Source organism: Bradyrhizobium sp. SZCCHNR1098 (assembly GCF_032489375.1).
Lineage (GTDB): Bacteria > Pseudomonadota > Alphaproteobacteria > Rhizobiales > Xanthobacteraceae > Bradyrhizobium.
Genome location: NZ_JAUEXY010000006.1, coordinates 155,653 through 176,886, shown reverse-complemented (window position 1 = coordinate 176,886; position 21,234 = coordinate 155,653). Strand labels below are relative to the sequence as shown.

At 63.9% G+C, this 21,234-nt stretch carries 16 protein-coding genes and 1 pseudogene; 4 read left to right on the top strand and 13 right to left on the bottom strand.

Features of this window, described 5'->3' with window-relative positions:
* Nucleotides 1–128 precede the first annotated feature (128 nt).
* Together QX135_RS15225 and QX135_RS15220 are read left to right on the top strand one after the other, a co-directional pair.
* On the top strand, nucleotides 129–1,655 hold the full coding sequence (locus QX135_RS15225) for a UbiD family decarboxylase (protein ID WP_316181564.1): 1,527 nt from the start codon (nucleotides 129–131) through the stop codon (nucleotides 1,653–1,655).
* Nucleotides 1,652–2,284, top strand: coding sequence for a UbiX family flavin prenyltransferase (locus QX135_RS15220; protein ID WP_315714245.1), 633 nt, complete (start codon nucleotides 1,652–1,654; stop codon nucleotides 2,282–2,284). The genes QX135_RS15225 and QX135_RS15220 overlap by 4 nt, the downstream gene beginning before the upstream one ends.
* Before the next feature lie 138 nt (nucleotides 2,285–2,422).
* Here QX135_RS15220 and QX135_RS15215 read toward each other — a convergent pair whose 3' ends face one another.
* From QX135_RS15215 to QX135_RS15165, 11 genes are all read right to left on the bottom strand, one after another.
* Nucleotides 2,423–2,737 carry a metal-sulfur cluster assembly factor gene (locus QX135_RS15215; protein WP_315750147.1) on the bottom strand — a complete coding sequence of 105 codons (315 nt, stop codon included), beginning with the start codon at nucleotides 2,735–2,737 and terminating at the stop codon, nucleotides 2,423–2,425.
* The gene (locus tag QX135_RS15210; RefSeq protein WP_316181562.1) at nucleotides 2,734–3,243 is read right to left on the bottom strand and encodes a DUF2249 domain-containing protein; all 510 of its coding nucleotides are present in this window, start codon (nucleotides 3,241–3,243) and stop codon (nucleotides 2,734–2,736) included. The genes QX135_RS15215 and QX135_RS15210 overlap by 4 nt, the downstream gene beginning before the upstream one ends.
* 10 nt (nucleotides 3,244–3,253) lie before the next feature.
* A complete protein-coding gene (locus QX135_RS15205; protein ID WP_316181561.1) occupies nucleotides 3,254–4,708 on the bottom strand; it encodes a hypothetical protein in 1,455 nt (484 codons plus the stop codon).
* A 217-nt stretch (nucleotides 4,709–4,925) separates the two neighbouring features.
* Nucleotides 4,926–5,498, bottom strand: coding sequence for a DUF2478 domain-containing protein (locus QX135_RS15200; RefSeq protein WP_316181559.1), 573 nt, complete (start codon nucleotides 5,496–5,498; stop codon nucleotides 4,926–4,928).
* A 78-nt stretch (nucleotides 5,499–5,576) separates the two neighbouring features.
* Complete coding sequence (locus QX135_RS15195; protein WP_316181557.1) at nucleotides 5,577–5,870, bottom strand: hypothetical protein; 294 nt, start codon at nucleotides 5,868–5,870, stop codon at nucleotides 5,577–5,579.
* An 11-nt stretch (nucleotides 5,871–5,881) separates the two neighbouring features.
* Nucleotides 5,882–6,706 carry a peptidylprolyl isomerase gene (locus QX135_RS15190; RefSeq protein ID WP_316181555.1) on the bottom strand — a complete coding sequence of 275 codons (825 nt, stop codon included), beginning with the start codon at nucleotides 6,704–6,706 and terminating at the stop codon, nucleotides 5,882–5,884.
* Between the two features lie 3 nt (nucleotides 6,707–6,709).
* Nucleotides 6,710–7,432, bottom strand: coding sequence for a respiratory nitrate reductase subunit gamma (gene narI / locus QX135_RS15185; protein ID WP_315714236.1), 723 nt, complete (start codon nucleotides 7,430–7,432; stop codon nucleotides 6,710–6,712).
* 11 nt (nucleotides 7,433–7,443) lie between these two features.
* Nucleotides 7,444–8,154, bottom strand: coding sequence for a nitrate reductase molybdenum cofactor assembly chaperone (gene narJ / locus QX135_RS15180; protein ID WP_315757295.1), 711 nt, complete (start codon nucleotides 8,152–8,154; stop codon nucleotides 7,444–7,446).
* Entirely contained in the window at nucleotides 8,154–9,674 is a 1,521-nt protein-coding gene (narH, locus tag QX135_RS15175; protein ID WP_316181552.1) for a nitrate reductase subunit beta, read from the bottom strand. The genes narJ and narH overlap by 1 nt, the downstream gene beginning before the upstream one ends.
* The gene (locus QX135_RS15170; RefSeq protein ID WP_316181551.1) at nucleotides 9,671–13,423 is read right to left on the bottom strand and encodes a nitrate reductase subunit alpha; all 3,753 of its coding nucleotides are present in this window, start codon (nucleotides 13,421–13,423) and stop codon (nucleotides 9,671–9,673) included. The genes narH and QX135_RS15170 overlap by 4 nt, the downstream gene beginning before the upstream one ends.
* A gap of 11 nt (nucleotides 13,424–13,434) precedes the next feature.
* Complete coding sequence (locus tag QX135_RS15165) at nucleotides 13,435–16,179, bottom strand: MFS transporter (RefSeq protein WP_315776938.1); 2,745 nt, start codon at nucleotides 16,177–16,179, stop codon at nucleotides 13,435–13,437.
* Nucleotides 16,180–16,376: 197 nt separating this feature from the next.
* Here QX135_RS15165 and QX135_RS15160 point away from each other — a divergent pair, with 197 nt between their 5' ends.
* Entirely contained in the window at nucleotides 16,377–17,075 is a 699-nt protein-coding gene (locus QX135_RS15160; protein WP_315739582.1) for a helix-turn-helix domain-containing protein, read from the top strand.
* Nucleotides 17,076–17,204: 129 nt separating this feature from the next.
* Here the strand turns inward: QX135_RS15160 and QX135_RS15155 are convergent.
* A pseudogene (locus QX135_RS15155) lies at nucleotides 17,205–17,565 on the bottom strand (Ku protein); the annotation flags it as partial.
* A 372-nt stretch (nucleotides 17,566–17,937) separates the two neighbouring features.
* Between QX135_RS15155 and QX135_RS15150 the strand changes: the two are divergent.
* Complete coding sequence (locus QX135_RS15150; protein WP_316181549.1) at nucleotides 17,938–20,565, top strand: spermidine synthase; 2,628 nt, start codon at nucleotides 17,938–17,940, stop codon at nucleotides 20,563–20,565.
* Between the two features lie 7 nt (nucleotides 20,566–20,572).
* Here the strand turns inward: QX135_RS15150 and QX135_RS15145 are convergent, their stop codons facing one another.
* Nucleotides 20,573–21,160 carry a 2OG-Fe(II) oxygenase family protein gene (locus QX135_RS15145; RefSeq protein ID WP_315776940.1) on the bottom strand — a complete coding sequence of 196 codons (588 nt, stop codon included), beginning with the start codon at nucleotides 21,158–21,160 and terminating at the stop codon, nucleotides 20,573–20,575.
* Nucleotides 21,161–21,234: the final 74 nt, after the last annotated feature.

Genomic DNA, 21,234 nt, shown 5'->3' with positions numbered 1-21,234 from the left:
CGAAGACGCGTCCTGAAGAGAGCTCATGGCACAAGCTCTGGCCGGATCGGCGGGGGAAGTATTTGACCCGGAACAAAGATCACACTGATTGTTCCAGCTACGAGGCGTTTTTTGAACGGAGCCTATCGTTGCGACGTGATGTCCCTCGCTTCCGCGAGCTGTCGGATTTCCTGCGCTTTCTCGACGAGCGGGGACAGCTGCGACGCATTCGCGACAGCGTCTCGGTCGTCCACGAGATCACCGAGATCCATCGCCGCGTCATCTCCGCCGAAGGGCCCGTGCTGCTGTTCGAACGGCCGATCAAGGCATGCGGCTCGCTCTCGGCAATGCCGCTCGTCACCAATCTGTTCGGCACCGTGGAGCGGGTGGCCTGGGGCATGGGCGTGCAGCCGGAACGATTGGCGGAGCTCGGCGAGATGATGGCGGAGTTGCGCGCCCCGCAGCCGCCGCGCGACATCAGGGAAGCGCTGCAGAAGCTGCCGCTGGCACGCGCAGCGCTGTCGACCCGGCCGAGGCTGCGATCAGCCGCGCCGGTGCATGAATGTGTCACGATGGGCGATGACATCGACCTGACCACCTTGCCGGCCCAGATCTGCTGGCCGGGCGAGCCGGCGCCGCTGTTGACGTGGCCGCTCGTCATCACCGTGCCGCCGGACGCGTCCGCCGGCGAGCAGGAAAATGTCGGCGTCTACCGCATGCAGGTGCTCGGCCGCGATCGCGCCATCATGCGCTGGCTCGCCCATCGCGGCGGCGCCCGCCACCACCAGCAGTGGCAGGCGCAGGGGCGCGACATGCCGATTGCGGTCGTGATCGGGGCCGATCCGGCCACCATCCTCAGCGCCGTGTTGCCATTGCCCGAGACCATCTCCGAGCTGCGCTTCGCCGGCATCCTGCGCGGCGACCGTCCCGAGCTGGTCGAATGCCTCACCGTGCCCCTGACGGTGCCGGCGGCCGCCGAGATCGTGATCGAGGGCATCGTGTCGGCCACGGAGACCGCGCCGGAGGGGCCCTATGGCGATCACACCGGCTACTACAACGCCGTCGAGAGCTTTCCGGTGCTTCAGGTCACCGCGATCACCACGCGTCGCAGCCCGCTCTATCTGTCGACGTTCACGGGACGCGCGCCGGACGAGCCGTCTCGAATTGGTGAGGCGCTGAACACGCTGTTCGTCCCCTTGATCCGACGACAATTCCCGGAGGTCGTCGACTGCTATCTGCCGCCGGAGGCCTGCTCCTACAGGATCGCCGTAGTAGCGATCGAGAAGCGCTATCCGGGCCAGGCCCGCCGCATCATGCTCGGCCTGTGGTCGATGCTGCCGCAGTTCAGCTACACCAAGCTCCTCATCGTGGTCGACCAAGACATCGACGTCCGCGACTGGCGCGCGGTGATGTGGGCCGTCGCGACGCGCTGCGACTCCTCGCGCGACCTGCTGCTGATTGACAACACGCCGATCGACTATCTCGACTTCGCCTCGCCAAAATCCGGCCTCGGCGGGAAGCTCGGCATCGACGCCACAACCAAGCTCGGGGTCGAGACCGAACGCCCCTGGGGCGAGGTACTGGCGATGAACCCCGCTGTAGCCGCGCGCATCGACGCGATGTGGCCGAGCCTCGGCCTCGGCGATGCCATAGCCGACCGAACGGCCTCGGCATGAACGGGCGGCATCACGTCATCGTCGGCATCAGCGGCGCCTCGGGCGCCGCGATCGGTGCGCGCATCGTCGAACGGCTCGCGGAGCAGCCGCAATGCGCGGTCCATCTCGTGGTGTCGGACGCTGCCGTGCGCACCTTGCACGAGGAGGTCGGCCAGGGCGGCCTGGCGCGGCTGCGCGATCTGGCGGCGCATGCTCATGATGTCGCCGACATCGGCGCGAGCATCGCCAGCGGCTCGTTTTCTGCAGCCGGCATGATCGTGGCGCCCTGCTCGATCCGCACCCTCTCGGCGATCGCCTGGGGGCAGCTCGACAACCTGCTGGTCCGCGCCGCCGACGTTCAACTCAAGGAGCGCCGCCGGCTGATACTCCTGGTGCGGGAGAGCCCGCTGCATCTTGGTCATCTCCGAGCGATGACGCAGGCCACCGAGATCGGCGCGATCATCGCGCCGCCAATGCCGGCGTTCTACCTGAAGCCCCAGTCGCTCGATGACGTCATCGAGCAGATCGCCTGTCGCGCGATCAACCTGCTCGGCGTCCCCGGGCTCCACGCCAACGCGCGGGAGTGGCTTCCGGACCGGACGACCGAAGCAGGCAACCTTGTTGAGATAGGGAAGCAAGACAGACGATAGGATTTGAAGACAGAACACGACAGACGCACTCGGGCGATGGGCCGAAGGCGTCCACGACGGTTGACGTGTTCTTCGACGAGCGGGCGTAACGACGCCGCCTCTCCGGCCGAGCGCTGCCAGCTTTTCGCTTTCGTTCGGTCAGTTGACGTTGTCGAAACCCAGCGCAGCACGAACGGCCGGATCAATTCTGGACGGCGTCCAAGGCGGATCGAATGTCATCGTCACGTCCACGGCTTCGACGCCCGCAATCTCCGCAATGCTGCTTGCGACCCCTTCCTTGAGAAAACCTGTTGCGGGGCACCCGGGCGTTGTGGCCGTCATCGTGACATGCACGACACCATCCGTCGCCGTGATCTCATAGATGAAGCCGAGATCGACCACGTTTTCCCCCAGCTCCGGATCGATGACCACGCGCATTGCGTCGCGGATGCGGTCGATGACATCGCGGCTCATAGCGGAGCCCTCACCGACAGTTCGTAGGTCGATCCATCCGGCGTAAACCCGCCGAGCCAGCGAAAGCCACGCTTCTCAAGTTCAGGGAACAGGAAGACCGGCTCGCGGCCCAGAAGTGCCGACAAGGTCTCTCCAGGGCCCAACTCCTCCGCGGCCGCGAGGATGCGCACCATCGGCTCGGGTGGGTCGAGCTCTCGGTTGTCGAGCGTGACTACGGGATCTGGCCATCGCTCGAATGCGAGGCTGGCACCAGCGTCTTCCTGACCGGCGTCCTCGGCAGCCAACGGCGAAAACAGCACTTCCCAGTCGCCATCGTCGAGCGGTCGATCGGTGTGGGCGAAGCCCTTTCCTGCCATGACGGAGAGCAGCGGAGCCGGCCTGAAGCTCGCGATCAGCCGCACACCCTGGCCTGGCGCCAGCCGGTCGACCGCGTCCATGATGATGGAGAACGGTTCGCCTCCGGCCCTGAGAATCGGTCGGACGTCGACGTCAATGTACGCGGTCATGGCTCTCCTCCTAGTTTCTGGCGAACAACAGGCTTGGCGCGATGGCTCCGGCCGGAAGCCTCCGGGAGCCCGCAACATCGGAAAGACGTCGGACTCGCACAAGCTCGTGTATGATTCCAATACTGCCCACGGCCATGACCGCCGCGGCGCCGCGAAACGCCTGGCCCTCGCCCATCATCAACATGATGGTCGCCGCCCAGATGCCTAGAAAATAGATGATGAACCACTTCTCGGACCGACGTTCCACCGCCAGGTCCTGAACCCGCGGCGTCGGCGCGCGCCCCATCACGGGACCGTAGGTTTCGAGCCAGGTCAGAAAGGCGACAATCTTGTAGAGCTTCGCGAATATGAGACCAGACAGCCAGCCGAACACGGCCAAGAACGCGAACGCGCCGACATGAACGCCGACCTTTCCGCTGACGATGATGACGGTGCCGAGCGTCACCGTCGCCGCCAGATTGGCGAAAGACACGGTTGCCATCCGCATGTTCAGCTCGAGCTGGCGCCGTTTGCGGGAGCGATAGATCGTCGCGATGTCCCGTCCATAGAGCGCAAGCGAGATCACCCCAAGAACGGCGGCGAGGATGAGCACGGCTCCGAGCTCGGCCCCGAGGCCGATTGCGAACAATCCGCCCACGACTGCCACCGATAGCGCGAGCGCACCGAATTTCAGCGCGGATGTGCTCTGTCGCTCGCCGAGGTCCGCCGAGAGCATGAACATGGCCAGCAGGCGATAGCTCACCCCCATGGCGGTCAGGGTCAGCCAGCCTCCCAGCCCGGCAATCGCATGGATCGGAATCGCCGCGGCCAGGAGCGCGTCGCCGAAGGCGCCCGCCGATCCGGCGAGGGCAAACGCGAACGCGGCGCCGAGCGCGACAGTTGCGCATAACGCGCCAAGTCCGGCGGTGACAAATAGAGCAGATCCCTTCGGCTGGCTGAAGAGAGACAGGCCCAGATCGAGCGCGACCATCGCCAGACCCGCGCCGAGCACCACGCTGCCGGCCGGCAGAAGCCAAACGGCTGGAGCAATTCGTCCGGCCAGTGAGAGGAAACCCAATATCAGGCAGACCAGACCGACGTTGATGAGGAACAAGGCCGGCAAGGCCCATTTGTCGAAGGGGAGCGGCCTTGCGACGAGAACGGGAACGAACTGGAACAAGGCGCCGCATACCGAGAGACTGAGCCAACCGATACAGACCGCATGCACAACGACAAGCGTATCGGGAGCGCCGAGCTCTGCGGCGGGGTAACCGAGTCCGCCGATCAGCATTGCCAAGGCAACGAGCAGCCACCCCAGCGCTGCCGCGAAATAGCTCATCGTCCAGCGCGAGATTTTCGCCCCAATCATGAGCGGCTCCAGTTCTTGATCGCGGACGCAGCACTCGCGACGACGATGCGCCATTCGGCAGTTGCCGTCGCCCAGAGCAACGCAGCCAAGGGGACGCGAACGTTCAGCTTGCGCCATACAATCCCCGGCGATCGGAAAGATGCTAAACTGGCCCGACCGGCCATTCTTTGTCGGAGCGCAACATTCTGCGTCATCAGCGTCGTGATGACCACTCCAGCTCGACCGGCGGACTCCCTGTCGCGTCGAGGAACATCCTTGTCAGCCGGAAGACATCTTCGGGGGTCTGGCTTGGCAGTTCTATGTCCCCCGCCCCCTCGATTGCTCGCAATCGCAATCAGCGCAGCTGGCTGGTTGAGTCTATAGTTCGATCCTGCCGAACACTTTCCAGCCACCGCTCCACGTCTCCGCGGGCTTCGAGCTCAACCCCCATATCTCCGGCGAAACCTCTCCAGGCATCGATATTGCTGCGCGGCACGGCGACAAGCGTCGGTATCGCAAGGTCCAACGCGCGGGCAATCAGATCAAGCGTTCCGCCTCCCCCGCACTCTGCCTTGCCAAATTTGTTCAACACCAAGATGTTTGGACGCGCATCCAGGCTGGCGAGGACTCGAACTGTCACCTCTGCAAGTGCCGATTCATCCAGCCGGCAACCTTTCGCTCCCGATCCACGATCCTCGAAGATCGGGGTTTGATTTGCCGTGTCGATCTCCTCGAGCAGGACGTCGCACCTGCGATTTTCGTCGAGGAACAGCCTTCGCTGCAGTGCGCCGGCGACCTTCAATCGCGCTCGACGCGAGTGATCCACGAGGTGATCGAACGTCTCGTAGGGATACTTCCCGTCGTCGTATACGAGCGCCACGAGCGGCGCGGCCGCAACGCCGACTTTCTCTACCATCTCATCGTGCATGCGAATCCCAACATCAACTTGATGCCTCGACACTTTTAACCCGCCCCTCCAGCACAGATAGCCTGCGGTGGATCCATTCTAGGAGTGATCGATTTCATCCCTCTGCAGCGACCACTTGATCATGGACGTCAGACAGACGATCGCGGGGTCGGCGGCGCTGTCGATAGCGCTCATCAACCCGAGCCAATCCTCGTTCTCTGCGAGATTTGCAAAGCGCCGGACAGCAGCCGACGCATACTCACCGACATCCTCGCCGAGGCGATCCGCGACAGAGCTGATGCGCACCAGGAGCGTGAGGTCGCCACACCCCTGCAACACCGCACTCGACTTCGCGTCGTCACTGAGATCGTGAATGAGATCCCCGAGCAGCATGATCGCCCCCTCTACTGCGGCAGTACCGATTGCGGCGCCGGCAACGTCACGCCAACGATCTCCGCACCGCCTGCCAGATTGGCTACATATTGCGCGAGCGCCTGATGCCGCACACGCTCGGTGAGATATTGCGAAATGCGCGCCCTTGCCATGTCGAACGGCAGGACTTGTCCAAGGGCCCGTCGGTCGAGGCGCACGACATGGATACCAAAGCGTGTCTCAATCAGACCGACCTCTCCAACCGACATCCGGGCCAGCGCGGCGTCGAACTCTGCGGTCGTCTGCCCACGCGACAGCTGCCCGAGCCTGCCACCATTCTCCGCCGAGCCCCTGCAATCGGAGCGTTCGCGCGCGATGGTCTCGAACAGTTCCGGGCTTCTCCGCACGGCCTCCACGATCGTCCGCCCCTCGTCTCGCGCAGCCGATCGAGCCATCGAATCGCTGCTCGGCGCGATCAGCAGGATGTGAGACGCTTCGTAGAGTTCTCCGACCAGGAACCGCTGCCTGTTCTGATCGTAGAAGCGACGGCACGTCGATTCGTCCGGCTCGTGTATCAGAACCTCGCGTGCGATCAGCGCCCGCATCGCCGCTTCTTCCTCGGTTTCGCTGCGACCTTCGGAATCGCGCAGGGGAGCGGTCGTTATGCCGAGCCGCCTGACCTCCTGTCTCAGCAATTCGCGCACCGCAAGCGCGCGCGCCGCCGCTTGCCAGGCGAGGATCGGCTTGTCCGACGGATGGTTCTGAACTTCCCGGGCAATGACGTCGCGTTCGATCACGACCCCGTTCACACTGACCAGCTTCGGCTTTGGAAGCGCCGCGCCCAATGAACAGTCCATCGGCTACTCCGCGGGCTGAATTGGTTGCACAAGATGACGGCGCCCGTCGCGGCTGCGCACCACCTGATAGCCGCGGCGGCCGAGATACCACACCGGCGCACTCCAGATGTGGACCAGGCGGGTGAAGGGGAAGAGCAGGAAGATAGTCATTCCCAGGACCAGATGCGCCTTGAAGATCGGATGGACGTCGACAATGTTGGCGGCGATTCCGGGCTGCAACGTGAGAATGCCCTGCGCCCAGGCCATGAACTTGACCATTTCATGACCATCGAGATGACCGAGCGACACGGGGATGGTCGCCAAGCCAAGCAGCAGCTGGACGAACAGCACCAGAAGGATACCCGTGTCAGCAAAAGACGACGTCGCGCGAATCCTGGGATCGAAAAGCCTGCGATGCGCGAGGAGTGAAATGCCGACCAGACACATCAGTCCGGCGCCGCCACCGGCGACGATCGCGAGCATCTGCTTGAAGCCGTGGGACACGCCGAGCATGTCAAACACCCAGATCGGCGTCAGCAGCCCGACGAAATGACCCGCAAAAATGAAGAGGATCCCAACATGGAAAAGGTTCGAGCCCCAGATCAATTGGCGCCGCCGAAGCAGCTGACTCGAGCCCGAGCGCCACGTGTATTGCTCGCGGTCGAATCGAATCAGACTGCCGACCAGAAAGACTGTCAGGCAGAGATAGGGATACCAGCCGAAGACGATGGCATTGAGCGTTTGCATGGCCAATCCCCTCATTGCAACTGTGACGGCGGCGCGTTGACCGCACGTTTGGCGTGGCGCAGTTTTGCGATCAGATTGTCGTGCCCACAGGCTGCCGGGTCGCCCCCTCCCGGGCCGAACCTGACCTCTTCATCCTCCCAGGCCGCGTCGAGCGCGTGCAGGTCCATCGGATCCACGTCCGCCGCCTTCAGCAGCTCATCGACGATCTCCGCGCGGGGCTGCTCCGCGGCGATCTGGAGCAGCGCATCGAACACCGCCCTATAGCTCGACTGCCGACGCCCCAATCGTTCCGCGAGCGCGGCGATGATGTGACTGGTCTGGCCGAGCAACTCGCGCGCGTCCGCAAGCTCCCGGGTGGCGAGGAATTCGAGGAACAGCGGCAGATAATCCGGCAGCTCGTTGCCGGCGATGACGAGGTTCGCACGGTCATACATGGCCCGCAGGTCGACCATGGCCTGGCCGCGGTCGCGGCCTTCGCCATGGACGTGCTCGAACAGATGCAGCGCCAGGGTCTTGCTGCGATCGAACAGCAGGCCGTAGCGCTCCTGCAGGTCGTAGACGTCGCCCGTGGCGATCTCCTGCAGCAGCACATCGAGCTCCCGGCGAATGCCAGGCTGGACGAGGCCTTCCTGGTCGAGCACCCGCGCGAGCTCCGGGATAGCCGCGATCAATTCCCCGCTCGGATAGTTCAGCAATGCCGACAGCACCTTGAACGTCTTCATCAGGCGACCTCCATCGGGTTCTTGGCCTTACGCGGCGATCCGAACAGGTTGACTTCGCTTTCGCCCCCGGAGCAGCCGTTGCCGAATGAGAAGCCGCAGGAGCCGCGGATATCAAACGCGTCGGCACCGAGCTCGCGGTGCGCGGTCGGGATCACGAAGCGGTCCTCGTAGTTGGCGATCGCCATGATGTGGTACATGTCGTCGATCTGCGGGCCGCTCAGGCCGACGCGCCTCGCGATCGCCTCGTCGACCACGCCGTCAATGGTCTTGGCCCGCATATAGGCACGCATGGCCAGCATTCGCTCGAGCGCCAGCGTCACCGGCTTCTCGTCGCCCGCAGTCAGCAGATTGGCGAGGTACCGCATCGGAATGCGCAAGGATTTGACGTCGGGCATCTCGCCATCGTGCCAGATCTTGCCGGACGAGGCCGCCGACGTGATCGGCGACAGCGGCGGCACATACCAGACCATCGGCAGGGTCCGATACTCCGGGTGCAAGGGGAAGGCGACCTTCCATTCCATCGCCATCTTCCAGATCGGCGACCGTATCGCTGCCTCCAGCCATGCATGAGGGATGCCCTGGCGCTCGGCTTCCGCAAGCACGTTCGGATCGCTCGGATCGAGAAAGATGTCGAGCTGGGCCTGGTAGAGATCGCTCTCGTCGGGCTTGGCCGCGGCCTCTGCGATGCGGTCCGCGTCATACAGCACGACACCGAGATAGCGAATGCGCCCGACGCAGGTCTCGGAGCACACGGTCGGCTGCCCCGCCTCGATCCGAGGATAGCAGAAGATGCACTTCTCCGATTTTCCCGAGGACCAGTTATAATAGATCTTCTTGTATGGACAGCCGGAGACGCACATTCTCCAGCCGCGGCACTTGTCCTGATCGATGAGGACGATGCCGTCCTCCTCGCGCTTGTAGATCGCGCCGGACGGGCAGGATGCGACGCATGCCGGATTGAGGCAATGCTCGCACAGCCGCGGCAGATACATCATGAAGGTGTTCTCGAACTGGCCGTAGATCTCCTTCTGCACGCCGTCGAAATTGACGTCCTGAGAGCGCTTGGCGAATTCGCCGCCCAGAATCTCTTCCCAGTTCGGTCCCCACTCGATCTTTTCCATCCGCTCTCCAGACACCAGCGAGCGCGGCCGTGCCGTCGGCATCGCAGATGCCTCGGGCGCACTTTGCAGGTGCTGATAGTCGAAGGTGAACGGCTCGTAGTAGTCATCGATCTCGGGGAGGTCGGGATTGGCGAAGATATTCGCCAGAACCCGCCACTTGCCGCCTATCCGCGGCTGGATCGACCCGTCGCGATTGCGCGACCAGCCTCCCTTCCAGCGGGACTGGTTCTCCCAATCCTTGGGATAGCCAACGCCTGGTTTGGTCTCGACGTTGTTGAACCACGCGTATTCCATCCCCTCGCGGCTGGTCCAGACGTTCTTGCAGGTCACGCTGCACGTGTGGCAGCCGATGCACTTGTCGAGATTGAGCACCATTGCGATCTGAGCACGGATCTTCATTCTGCAGCCTCCGAGGGAGTCGTGGCCGACCGGTCAGCAGTCGGCTGGTCCAGCCAATCAATCTTCGACATCTTCCGGACGATGACGAACTCGTCGCGGTTGGCGCCGACCGTGCCGTAGTAGTTGAAGCCATAGGCCTGCTGAGCGTAGCCCCCGATCATGTGCGTCGGCTTCGGAACGACACGCGTCACCGAATTGTGGATGCCGCCGCGCAGCCCCGTCTGCTCGGAGCCCGGCACGTTCACGATCTTTTCCTGAGCATGATACATCATGCACATGCCCTGCTTGACCCGCTGCGAGACCACAGCGCGCGCAACCAGCGCGCCATTGGTGTTGTAGGCCTCGATCCAGTCATTGTCGGCGATACCGGCAGCCTTTGCGTCGATCTCGCTGATCCACACGATGGGACCGCCGCGCGACAGGGTCAGCATCAGGAGATTGTCGGTATAGGTGGAGTGGATGCCCCACTTCTGATGGGGCGTAATGAAGTTCAGGATGACGGACGCATTGCCATTCGGCTTGCGATCGATCACCGGCTTGACGGTCTTGGTATCGATCGGCGGCCGATAGACGCAGAAGCCCTCGCCGAAGGCCCTCATCCATAGGTGATCCTGATAGAGCTGCTGCCTGCCGGTCAGCGTCCGCCACGGGATCAGCTCGTGGACATTGGTGTAGCCGGCGTTGTAGCAGACCTTCTCCGACTCGAGCCCCGACCAGATCGGCGACGAGATGATCTTGCGCGGCTGCGCGACGACGTCGCGGAACCGGATCTTCTCATCCTCCTTCGGAATGGCGAGATGAGCATGGTCGCGGCCGGTGAATTGCTCCAGGGACGACCACGCCTTGACTGCGACCTCGCCATTGGTTTCCGGCGCCAGGCTGAGGATCACCTCGCAAGCGTCGACCGCACTGTCGATGCGAGCCAGCCCCTGGGTCGGCCCGTCGTCAGCGACGACGCCGTTGAGGCGCTTCAGGAGTTCGACCTCATGGTCGGTGTTCCAGGCCATCCCCTTGCCGCCATTGCCGAGCTTGTTCATCAACGGTCCAAGCGAGGTGAAGCGCTTGTAGAGATTCGGATAGTCACGTTCGACCACCGTGACCGCCGGCATGGTCTTGCCGGGGATCGGATCGATCTCGCCCTGCTTCCAGTCCTTGACGTCGAACGCCTGCGCGATTTCGCCCGGACTGTCATGCATGATCGGGGTCAGCACGACGTCCTTCTCGACCCCGAGCACTTCGGGCGCGACCCTGGAGAAGGCCTCCGCGATCCCCTTGTAGATGTCCCAATCGCTGCGCGATTCCCACACCGGATCGATCGCCGCCGAGAGCGGATGGATGAAGGGATGCATGTCGGACGTATTGAGGTCGTTCTTCTCGTACCAAGTGGCCGTCGGCAGCACGACGTCCGAGTACATGCATGTGGTCGACATCCGGAAGTCGAGCGTGACCAGCAGATCGAGCTTTCCTTCCGGGGCCTCTTCGTGCCAAGTGACCTCGACCGGTCTATTGTGGCCCTGGTCGCCAAGATCCTTGCCGATCACGCCATGCTTGGTGCCGAGCAGATGCTTGAGGAAATATTCGTGGCCCTTGCCTGAGGCGCCGAGCAGGTTGGAGCGCCAGACGAAGAGGTTGCGGGGCCAGTTCTTCGGATGATCGGGATCCTCGCAGGAGAGCTTCAGCTCCCCCGACTTCAAGGCCTTAGCGACGTAGTCCTTCGGCTCCAGGCCGGCGGCGGCGGAGCGCTTCGATACCTCGATCGGATTGGCCTGCAGTTGCGGCGCGGACGGCAGCCATCCCATGCGCTCCGCGCGGACATTGTAGTCGATCAGCGCTCCGTCCCAAGAACCGGCCGGTGCGGTCGGTGAGAGAATCTCGCTGACATTGACCGTCTCGTAACGCCATTGGTCGGTGTGAGCGTAAAACGCCGAAGTCGAATTCATCTGCCTCGGCGGGCGCCCCCAATCGAGCGCAAAGGCGAGCGGCGTCCAGCCCGACTGCGGCCGCAGCTTTTCCTGACCCACATAATGCGACCAGCCACCGCCGGACTGGCCGACACAGCCGCACATCACCAGCATATTGATGATGCCGCGATAGTTCATGTCCATATGGTACCAGTGGTTCAGACCGGCCCCGACGATGACCATCGAGCGCCCCCGGGTCTTGGACGCATTCGAGGCAAACTCGCGGGCAACCGCGATGATCTGGCCGCGCGGCACGCCGCAGATCGCCTCGGCCCATGCCGGAGTGTACGGTTCCAGATCGTCGTAGCTCCTGCCGAGGTGGTCGCCGCCGAAGCCGCGATCGACGCCATAATTGGCGGCGAACAAATCAAAGACAGTGGCCACGACCGCCTCACCATCGGCAAGACGAAGTCGCTTCACCGGCACGTTGCGGGTCAGCACATCCGGATGATTGGTGCCGCTGAAGTGATCGTGCTGACGGTTGCCGAAATAGGGGAACCCCACCGGCGCGATGTCGTCCTCGATGCCGGCCAGAGACAGCCGCAGCCGAGTGTCGTTGTTCGCCGAGCTCTTCTCTTCCAGGCTCCACTTGCCTTTTTCGCCCCAGCGGAAGCCGACCGATCCCTTGGGCACGACAATGGCCCCGCTGATCTCATCATAGGCGACGGTCTTCCATTCGGGATTGTTGGCCTCGTCGAGCGATGTGGCGAAATCCGAGGCGCGCACGAACCGCTCAGGAACGAGCCGTCCCTCGGATCTCACCAGCCGCACCAGAAATGGCATATCCGTATACTGGCGCACATAGTCGTTGAAGTATGGCGTCTGCCGGTCGATGTGAAACTCCTTGAGGATCACGTGACCCATCGCCATCGCGAGCGCCGCGTCGGTGCCCTGCTTCGGCGACAACCAGAGATCGGCGAATTTCGCGGCCTCGGAATAATCCGGGCAGACAACGACGCTCTTGGCCCCCTTGTAACGAACCTCAGTATAGAAATGCGCATCCGGCGTACGCGTCTGTGGCACGTTGGAGCCCCACAGCATCAGGAAGCCTGAATTGTACCAGTCCGCGCTTTCAGGTACGTCGGTCTGCTCGCCCCAGGTCTGTGGCGAGGCCGGCGGCAGGTCGCAATACCAATCGTAGAACGACATGCAGACGCCGCCGAGCAGCGACAGATAGCGCGCACCGGCCGCGTAGCTCACCATGGACATCGCCGGGATCGGCGAAAATCCGAACACGCGGTCCGGACCATGGGCTCTGACCGTATAGGCATTGGCTGCCGCGATCAGCTCGTTGACCTCGGCCCAACTCGCCCGCACGAAGCCGCCCAGTCCGCGCTTCTGCACATAGTCCGAGCGCTTGCCCGGATTCTCGACGATCGACTTCCAGGCTGCGACCGGCGTCATCCGCGCTCGCGCCTCGCGCCACAGCCTGAGCAGCCGCGAGCGCACCAGCGGATATTTCACCCGGTTTCCGGAATAGAGGTACCAGCTATAGCTCGCGCCGCGGGCGCAGCCGCGCGGCTCATGATTGGGAAGATCAGGGCGCGTCCGGGGGTAGTCGGTCTGCTGGGTCTCCCAGGTGACGATGCCGCCCTTGACGTAGACCTTCCACGAGCAGGAGCCGGTGCAGTTCACGCCATGCGTCGAGCGCACGATCTTGTCGTGCTGCCAGCGCTTGCGATAGCCCTCCTCCCAGGAACGGTCCTCGGTCGTCGTCACGCCGTGTCCGCCTGCGAACTCCTCCTTGGCCCGGGTGAAGAAGGTCAGCCTATCGAGAAAATGGCTCATCGTTTACGTCCTCATTCAGCGGGTTGGGCAGCGGCCGCGATCGCCCGGCGCCGTTCGACGTCGTGCAGGACGCCGCCCTTGCGGGTGTAGACGGCCCAGGTGATCAGCACGCAGGTGACGTAGAAGCCGAAGAAGCCCCATAGGGCGGCCTGCACGCCGCCGGTGAGGTCGATCGAGGTGCCGTAGGATTTGGGAATGAAGAATGCGCCGAAGGCGGCAATCGCGGAGGTGAAGCCGGTGATGGCGGCGGATTCCTTCTCGGCCTGGCGCAGCCGAGTCTCCGCGTCCGCGGTCGGCATGAGCCGGGTCATTTCCTGGCGCATGATGTTGGGGATCATCTGGAAGGTCGATGCATTGCCGACGCCGGTCGCGAAGAACAGCAGCAGGAACATCGCGAAGAAGCCCCAGAATGCACCGGGCTGATCCTTGATGCCGAGGAAGTAGAGCACCCCGAGCACGCCGGCCATCATCAGCAGGAACACCCCGACGGTCACGCGCCCGCCGCCCCATTTGTCGGCCATCCAGCCCGTCGCGGACCGCGACAAGGCACCCACCAGCGGCCCGAGGAATGCGAACTGCAACGCGTCGACGGCCGGGAACTGGGTCTTCGCCAGCAGCGGGAAGCCCGCGGAATAGCCGATGAACGAGCCGAACGTGCCGGTGTAGAGCCAGCACATGATCCAGTTGTGCCGCCGCTGGAAGATGACGGCCTGATCAGCGAAGGACGCTTTCGCGGAGGCGATGTCGTTCATCCCGAACCAGGCGGCGAAAGCACTGGCGACGATGAACGGCACCCAGACGAAGCCAGCGTTCTGAAGCCAGATCGGCATCGGCTGCGACCCGCTCGTCGCCATCGCCGGATCTCCGCCGAACCAGCCGAACACGCCGACCGTGATGACGATCGGCACCACGAACTGGACCACGCTGACGCCGAGATTGCCGAGGCCGGCATTGAGCGCGAGCGCGTTGCCCTTCTCGGCGCGGGGGAAGAAGAAGGAGATGTTGGCCATCGACGAGGCGAAATTGCCGCCGCCAAAGCCACACAGCAGAGCCAATATCAGGAACACCGGATAGGGCGTTGCGGGATTCTGCACCGCATAGCCGATTCCGATCGCGGGTATCAGCAGCGACCACGTGGCCAGCGTGGTCCACAGCCGGCCGCCGAAGATCGGCACCATGAAGGAGTAGAAGATGCGCAGAACTGCACCGGAGATCCCAGGCAGCGAAGCCAGCCAGAACAGCTCATCGGTCGTGAACTTGAAGCCGACCGAAGGCAGCTTCGCAACTACGACAGACCAGACCTGCCAGACCGCGAAGGATAACAGCAGCGCCGGAATGGATATCCAGAGATTGCGTCGCGCGATGGCTCGGCCCTGCTCCCTCCAGAACGTGTCGTCCTCAGGCCGCCAGTCGGTGAGAACCGCGCCGGACAGGGCTCCGATGTGCTCGGGCCGGTGGATCTCCTCCATTTCCGGCAGCTCCGGCAGCCTCTTCAGCGCCTCGCCGGCAACGCCGCGCTCCATCTGCCGGATCGAGAGATGCATCCAGACCAGCGCGACCCCGACGAGCAGGAAGAGCAGCATGAAGCAGCTGGTTCGCAGACCGGTGAGATCGACCAGCGCGCCGAACGCGATCGGGAGCACGAATCCGCCGAGCCCGCCGATCATGCCGACCAGGCCGCCGACGGCTCCGACATTGTTCGGATAGTAGACGGGGATGTGCTTGTAGACGGCGGCCTTGCCGAGCGCCATGAAGAAGCCGAGCACGAAGACGATGACGACGAAGGGGACGAGCCCCATCTCCAGATGAAAGCCGACCTTTCCGTTGACGGTCGTCACGACGTAGTCCGTCGGCGGGTAGGACAACAGGAAGGTCGCGGCGACACCGACCAGAAATGTCCAGTACATCACGCGACGGGCACCGAAGCGATCGGACAAGTGTCCGCCGTAGGCGCGAAACACGCTGGCCGGAAACGAGAACATGGCGGCCATCATGCCGGCCGACTGGATTCCGACACCGTATACCTTGATCAGGTATTGCGGCAGCCACAGCGACAGCGCGACGAAGGCGCCGAAAACGAAGAAGTAATACAGCGCAAAGCGCCAGACCTGGATGTTCTTGAGCGGCGCGAGCTCAAGCCAAGCGCTGCCGGCCTTCTGCTTGCGCTGCCTTCGCGAGCGGACCACCGGGTCCTCCTCGGAGAACAGCCAGAAGACGATCGCCATGACGCCGATCGCGAGCGCCCATATCTGGGCCACGGTCTGCCAGCCATAGGCGACCAGCACGAACGGCGCGACGAACTTGGTGACGGCGGCGCCCACATTGCCGGCGCCGAAGATTCCAAGCGCAGTGCCCTGCTTGGCCGTCGGATAGAACCGCGACACATAGGCGACGCCGACCGCGAACGAACCACCGGCGATTCCGACGAAGAGCGCGGCGACGAGAAATTGCGGATAGGTATGCGCCCAGGTCAGGAGATAGGTCGCGACCGCCGCGGCGAGCATCACGACGGTGTAGACGCGGCGCCCGCCATACTGATCGGTCCAGATGCCCAGTATCAGCCGGATCAGCGAGCCGCTCAGGATCGGGGTGCCGATCAGGAGACCGAACTCGGTTTCGTTCAGATCCAGCTCTTGCTTGATCCGGATGCCGATGATCGAGAAGATCGTCCACACCGCAAAGCAGATCGTGAACGAGATTGTTGAGAGCCAGAGTGCTCGCGTTCGGTGCTCAGGGCTGAAATCTGCGGCGTCCATGGTGGCCTCGACGTATGGCTTCGACGCCACAGCAGTTATTCGGGGCACCAGGGAAAGGTTTTGCGATGCATCAACCGGACGGTCCGGTCGGCCACAATCTGCCAAATGTCTCAGATCGGATTGTCAGACTGCACGTATGCAATTGACTTTTGTCACGGTTCGGCGCGATAGCGGGTGAATGACTCTTGGAGCTTCGCTTGCGCCCCGACGAACTCGCCCAGTTGAAGACGCTGCCGCTGTTTGCGGACCTCAGCGAGGAGAACCTGAAGCGGTTGCTCGGCGCGGCTCTGCTGCAGCAATTTCCGGCCGGGGTGCGGTTGGCTCGCGAGGGAGATCAGGCCGACTTCCTGCATGTGCTGATTGGCGGGTTGGTGGAAATCTACACCGAGCAGGACGAGGCCGAGTGGGGCATCTCACTGCTTCGTCCCGTGTCGACCTTCATACTTGCTGCAGTCGTGGTCGATCAGGCGTATCTCAATTCAGCCCGCACGCTGACGGAGTCGCGGGTGCTGCTGATCCCCGCCCGCGATGTAAGGGCACTCTTCGACGAAGACATCGCATTCGCACGGATTGTTGCTCAGGAGCTGGCGTATGCCTATCGCGCTTCTGTCAAGAAACTGAAGGGCACCCTGGCCCGGTCGAGCATCGAGCGTCTCGCCAACTGGATCCTCGCCGAAGCCCAGCGCGAACCGGGGCATGCGAATATCGTCATCCCATTCGACCGCGGCACGCTGGCCTCCCACATCGGCACGACGCGCGAAAACCTGTCACGCAGTCTTGCCCAACTTACGAGCCATGGGATTCGCGTCCGCGGACGAGAGATCGTCATCGACCACAAGGAGCGGTTGGAGCTGTTTGCCCGGCCAAAGCCCCTGATCGACGATCCCGGCTCGTAGGCTTCTTTGGCGATCGGTCCTGCCCCTCTGTTGGGAACGGCAAATCAGCAGAGTACGGAAACGGAGCGTCGATATAGTTCTTCTCCGCCGCACACCCACTCCGCGTGACAGGCGCTGAGACGCCCCGAAACCGATCGGCCCTGGAAAGTGCGGCCGGCAAAGCCGTGATCGCGGGCGACGCTGAGCCTTGTCCACGAACTCGTCGATCTCGATCGTACGCGCGGACTCCAGGGCGATCTCCTCGAGCTCCTCCTTCGAGACCTCGATGTACTGGCCCTTCTCGAGCTCATAGCCCTTGACGATGTCTTCGTTTGGGGACCTCTTCGCCCGTATCGGCGTCGACCTTGACGTACTTGATCCGGTGGCCAGTTGTCCGGTTCAGCTGATTGAAGCTGATCTTCTCGGACTCGGAGGTGGCCGGGTAGAGGGCCACCGGGCACGTAACGAGCGACAGGCGCAGGAAGCCTTTCCAATTGGCGCGGGGGGCCATGTACGCGGAACTCCGGTTGAAACGGTCCGGACTCAAGACGAATGGCGGCGCCGGGTTCTGACGGGCGGCTTTGGTACGCTTCTAAATGACTGACGTCTCAAATAAAATAATGAAATCAACGCTTTGGTGCTTCTCCGTGGCGCCGATGATGGGTCTGGTCGTCGTTCCCTGACGGGCCTCATGCGATACAACCGTCTGCGCCGAACGGCTGCTCCCGCAGCTTCTGTCAAACCACCGTCACGTAACGCGAACACAAGGAAACGATCCCGACCTTGGCGGCCGGGGCAGCCGAGCTTGATCCAGTGCTCGGAGCTGCGCCCGCACGGCGCGCTGCATCCGAAGACCGATCGCAGGAATTGCGGGTACCGAATCTTGACCGAAGCAGGCCATGCAGGCCCGTGCGACAATGATCTGATCGCGGAGAAGCAAGGCGTCGGGTCTCTCGGCGTCGGTCCCGTCGCCTGCCGGAGCACGGCTCGGCTGAGGGCGCTGAAGCTGCTGATTGCTGCATCCGGGCTCGCCGGGCTGGGCTATGAGATCGTATGGACGCGCCAGCTCGCCCTCGCCCTGGGGACGGAGATGATGGCCGTGCTCGGCGCCATCGCAGGATTATTCGCCGGACTGGCGGTGGGCGCCTTCGTCCTCGATGGCCGGATCCGCCGCGCCGCCAATCCGCACCGGGTCTATGCCGTCCTCGAAGCGGTCATCGGACTGTGGGGGCTGTGTGCGATCTGGCTGCTTCCCGCGTGCGCACGCGCCCTCGCGCCGCTGCTCGGCACGGCTCCGTCGCCGGTCCTGTTATGGAGCGCGAGCTTCCTGCTGCCGACGCTGGTGCTGTTGCCGGCGACGGTTGCGATGGGCGGGACGCTGACCGCGCTGGAACGCATGATGTCCGCGGCGCGCGGCCCGCAGCCCGTCAGCGCCGGCGTCTACGGCGCGAACACGGCCGGCGCCGTCGCCGGCACGCTGCTGTCCACCTTCGTGCTGATCCCCGCGCTTGGATTGTCGACGACGCTGCTTTGCCTGGCAGCCGTCAATGCGGCCTGCGCGCTGGCGTCGCTTCGCCTCGGCCGAGCCGTGCAGGTCGCCCCTCGGGCGCGCGATGATCACGAGCCTGCTGTCGCCGACCTCCGCCTGACAGGAACGCTGTTCGTCACCGGCCTGCTCGGCATCGTGTTCGAAGTGCTGGTCGTGCGCCTGGCCGCGCAGATGATGCAGGACACGGTCTATAGCTTCGCCTGTCTGCTGGCCGCCTACCTGCTGGGTACCGCGATGGGCGGCATGATCTGGCAGCGCGTCGGGCCCACGGTTGCGCTCGGCAGAACCGCGTTGATCAGCAGCACCGCGCTCGTCTGCCTCGGCACGGCGCTCGTGACGCCCTTGCTTAGCGGCGTCGCTGACAGCGCGGCGAGCCTCGGTGTCGCCGGCGAGCTCGGACTCGCGCTGGCGCTGTTCCTGTTACCCGCGATGGCGATGGGCGCCTTGTTCGGCCAGCTCATGCAGGATGTCCGCAACGTCAGGGGATCAGTCGGCTGGGCCGTCGGCATCAACAGCCTCGGCGCAGCCGTTGCGCCGCTGACCGCGGCACAGCTGCTGATTCCCGCTTTCGGCACTTGGAGAGCATTGGTCCTCGTTGCCGTCGGATATCTTCTGCTGCTGCAGCCCCAACGCGCTGCGCTGCGCTTGGCGGCGGCGCCCGCTCTACTTGCACTCGCGCTGTTGTGGCTTCCCGCCCCCCTGCTCATCAAGGTCCCGCCGGGCGGCAAGCTTCTGGCCGTGCGCGAGGGACCGATGGCGACCGCGAGCGTCGTCGACGACGCCTCAGGAGCACGCTATCTTGAGGTGAACGGCCACTTCCGCATGGGCGGCACCAGTTCGGTGCGATCCGATTTCCGCCAGGCCATGCTGCCGCTGCTCTTGCATCCGGCACCGCGCAGCGCCCTCTTCCTCGGTGTCGGCACCGGCGCGACCGTGCTCGGCGCGGCGCAGATGCCGGGCCTCGACGTGCGCGCAGTCGAGCTGTCCTCCGAGGTCGTCGCGCTGCTGCCCTGGTTCGACAACCCCGCGGCCGAGAAGGAAAGGCCGCCGATCTCCGTTGCCGATGCCCGGCGCTTCATCATCGCCGATGACGGACGCTACGACGTGATCGTGGCCGACCTGTTCCACCCGGCGCTCGATGGCAGCGGCGCGTTGTACACGGTCGAACATTTCGCGGCCGTCAAGCGGCGACTGGCGACCGAGGGCGTGTTCTGCCAGTGGCTGCCGCTCTATCAGCTCGATGCGCCGTCGCTGCGCGCGATCGTCAGAAGCTTTCTCGCAGTCTTCCCACAAGGGTCCGCCTGGCTGAACCATTACAGCGTGCGCACGCCGATGCTGGCTCTGATCGGATCAGGCGCCCCGAGCCCAATCGACCCCGAGTTCCTCGCCGCACGGTTCTCCGACCGGAAGCTTCACCCGATCATTCAACCGCTCGGCTTCGATCAGCCGATCGATCTTCTGGGCCAGTATGTCGCCGGCGCGAAAGCGCTCGCGAGCTTCGCCGGTCCGGGACCGCGCAACACCGACGATTTCCCGTTCGTCACGTTCGACGCGCGCAGCAATGTCCACGCTCTCTCGGCGGCCCCATGGCAATTGCTGCTGACGGTCCTCAGCCAGACAAAGACCGACGCGGTCGATTTGCTGGAAGACTCGAAACGCGGAATGTGGGAGGAACGGCTCGGCGCCTATTGGCGGGCCCGCAACCGATTCATCCAGGCCGGCGCCGCGCTGACCGGCGAACCGCGCGGGCCGGCGCTCATCGCAGCCGCCGCACCCGGTCTCCTCGATTCCGTTCGCGCCAGCGCCGAGTTCGAGCCGGCCTATGCGCCGCTGATGAGCATGGCAAAAGCGCTGCTTGCATCGGATCGCGCGGCTGCTGAACGCCTGCTTCGGGCGATCGACGCCGCCGCGCCGTCGCGACGCGACGCGCGCGATCTGCTGTCGCGCGAGTTCGAACGGTAGCGCGTCATCAGGACGAGAAGCTGACGCGGTAGCCCCAGCAGTCCAGATGATCAGGAATCGCGTTGAAGGCGATCGTGATGCGCTGATCGCCCTGATTGCGCGGCACCTCGTGATAGAGATAGCTCGGGAACAGCACGAGATCGCCCGGCTCCGCCTCGGGCAGCACGTATTTGCCGGCATTGAACGGGCCGACTGCGGCGCTGCGCGTGTGATGGCGGAACGAGAAATCGCTGCCACCGGGCGGCCGCACGAACACGGTGCGGCTGCCGGGATGCGACGGCGTCAGATAGAAGATGCCCGAGATGAAGCTGTTGGCGTGGGCGTGCAGGGTCTGGTTGCCGCCGGTCTCCAGCATGTTCGTCCACATCTCCTTGACCGTCCAGCGCAGCTTCTCGCCGAACAGCAGCTCGCCGAAATCGACTAGCTTGGGCACGGCGAGTTCGGCGATGGTCTGAAACAGATTGTTGGCGCGGGGATCGGCGACCTCGGTGTGGAACAGCTGTCCGGACCGCAGATTGTTCTCGATCTTCGAATTGCGGATGGCTGCCACCGCCGCGTCCTTGAGCTCGGCGCTCAAGAGCCCGGGCGAACGCAACAACGGTATCGGGAAAAGAGCTTCGATCTGGTCCATGTCTCAAGGCCTTGCACGCGCCGCAACAGGACAGACAA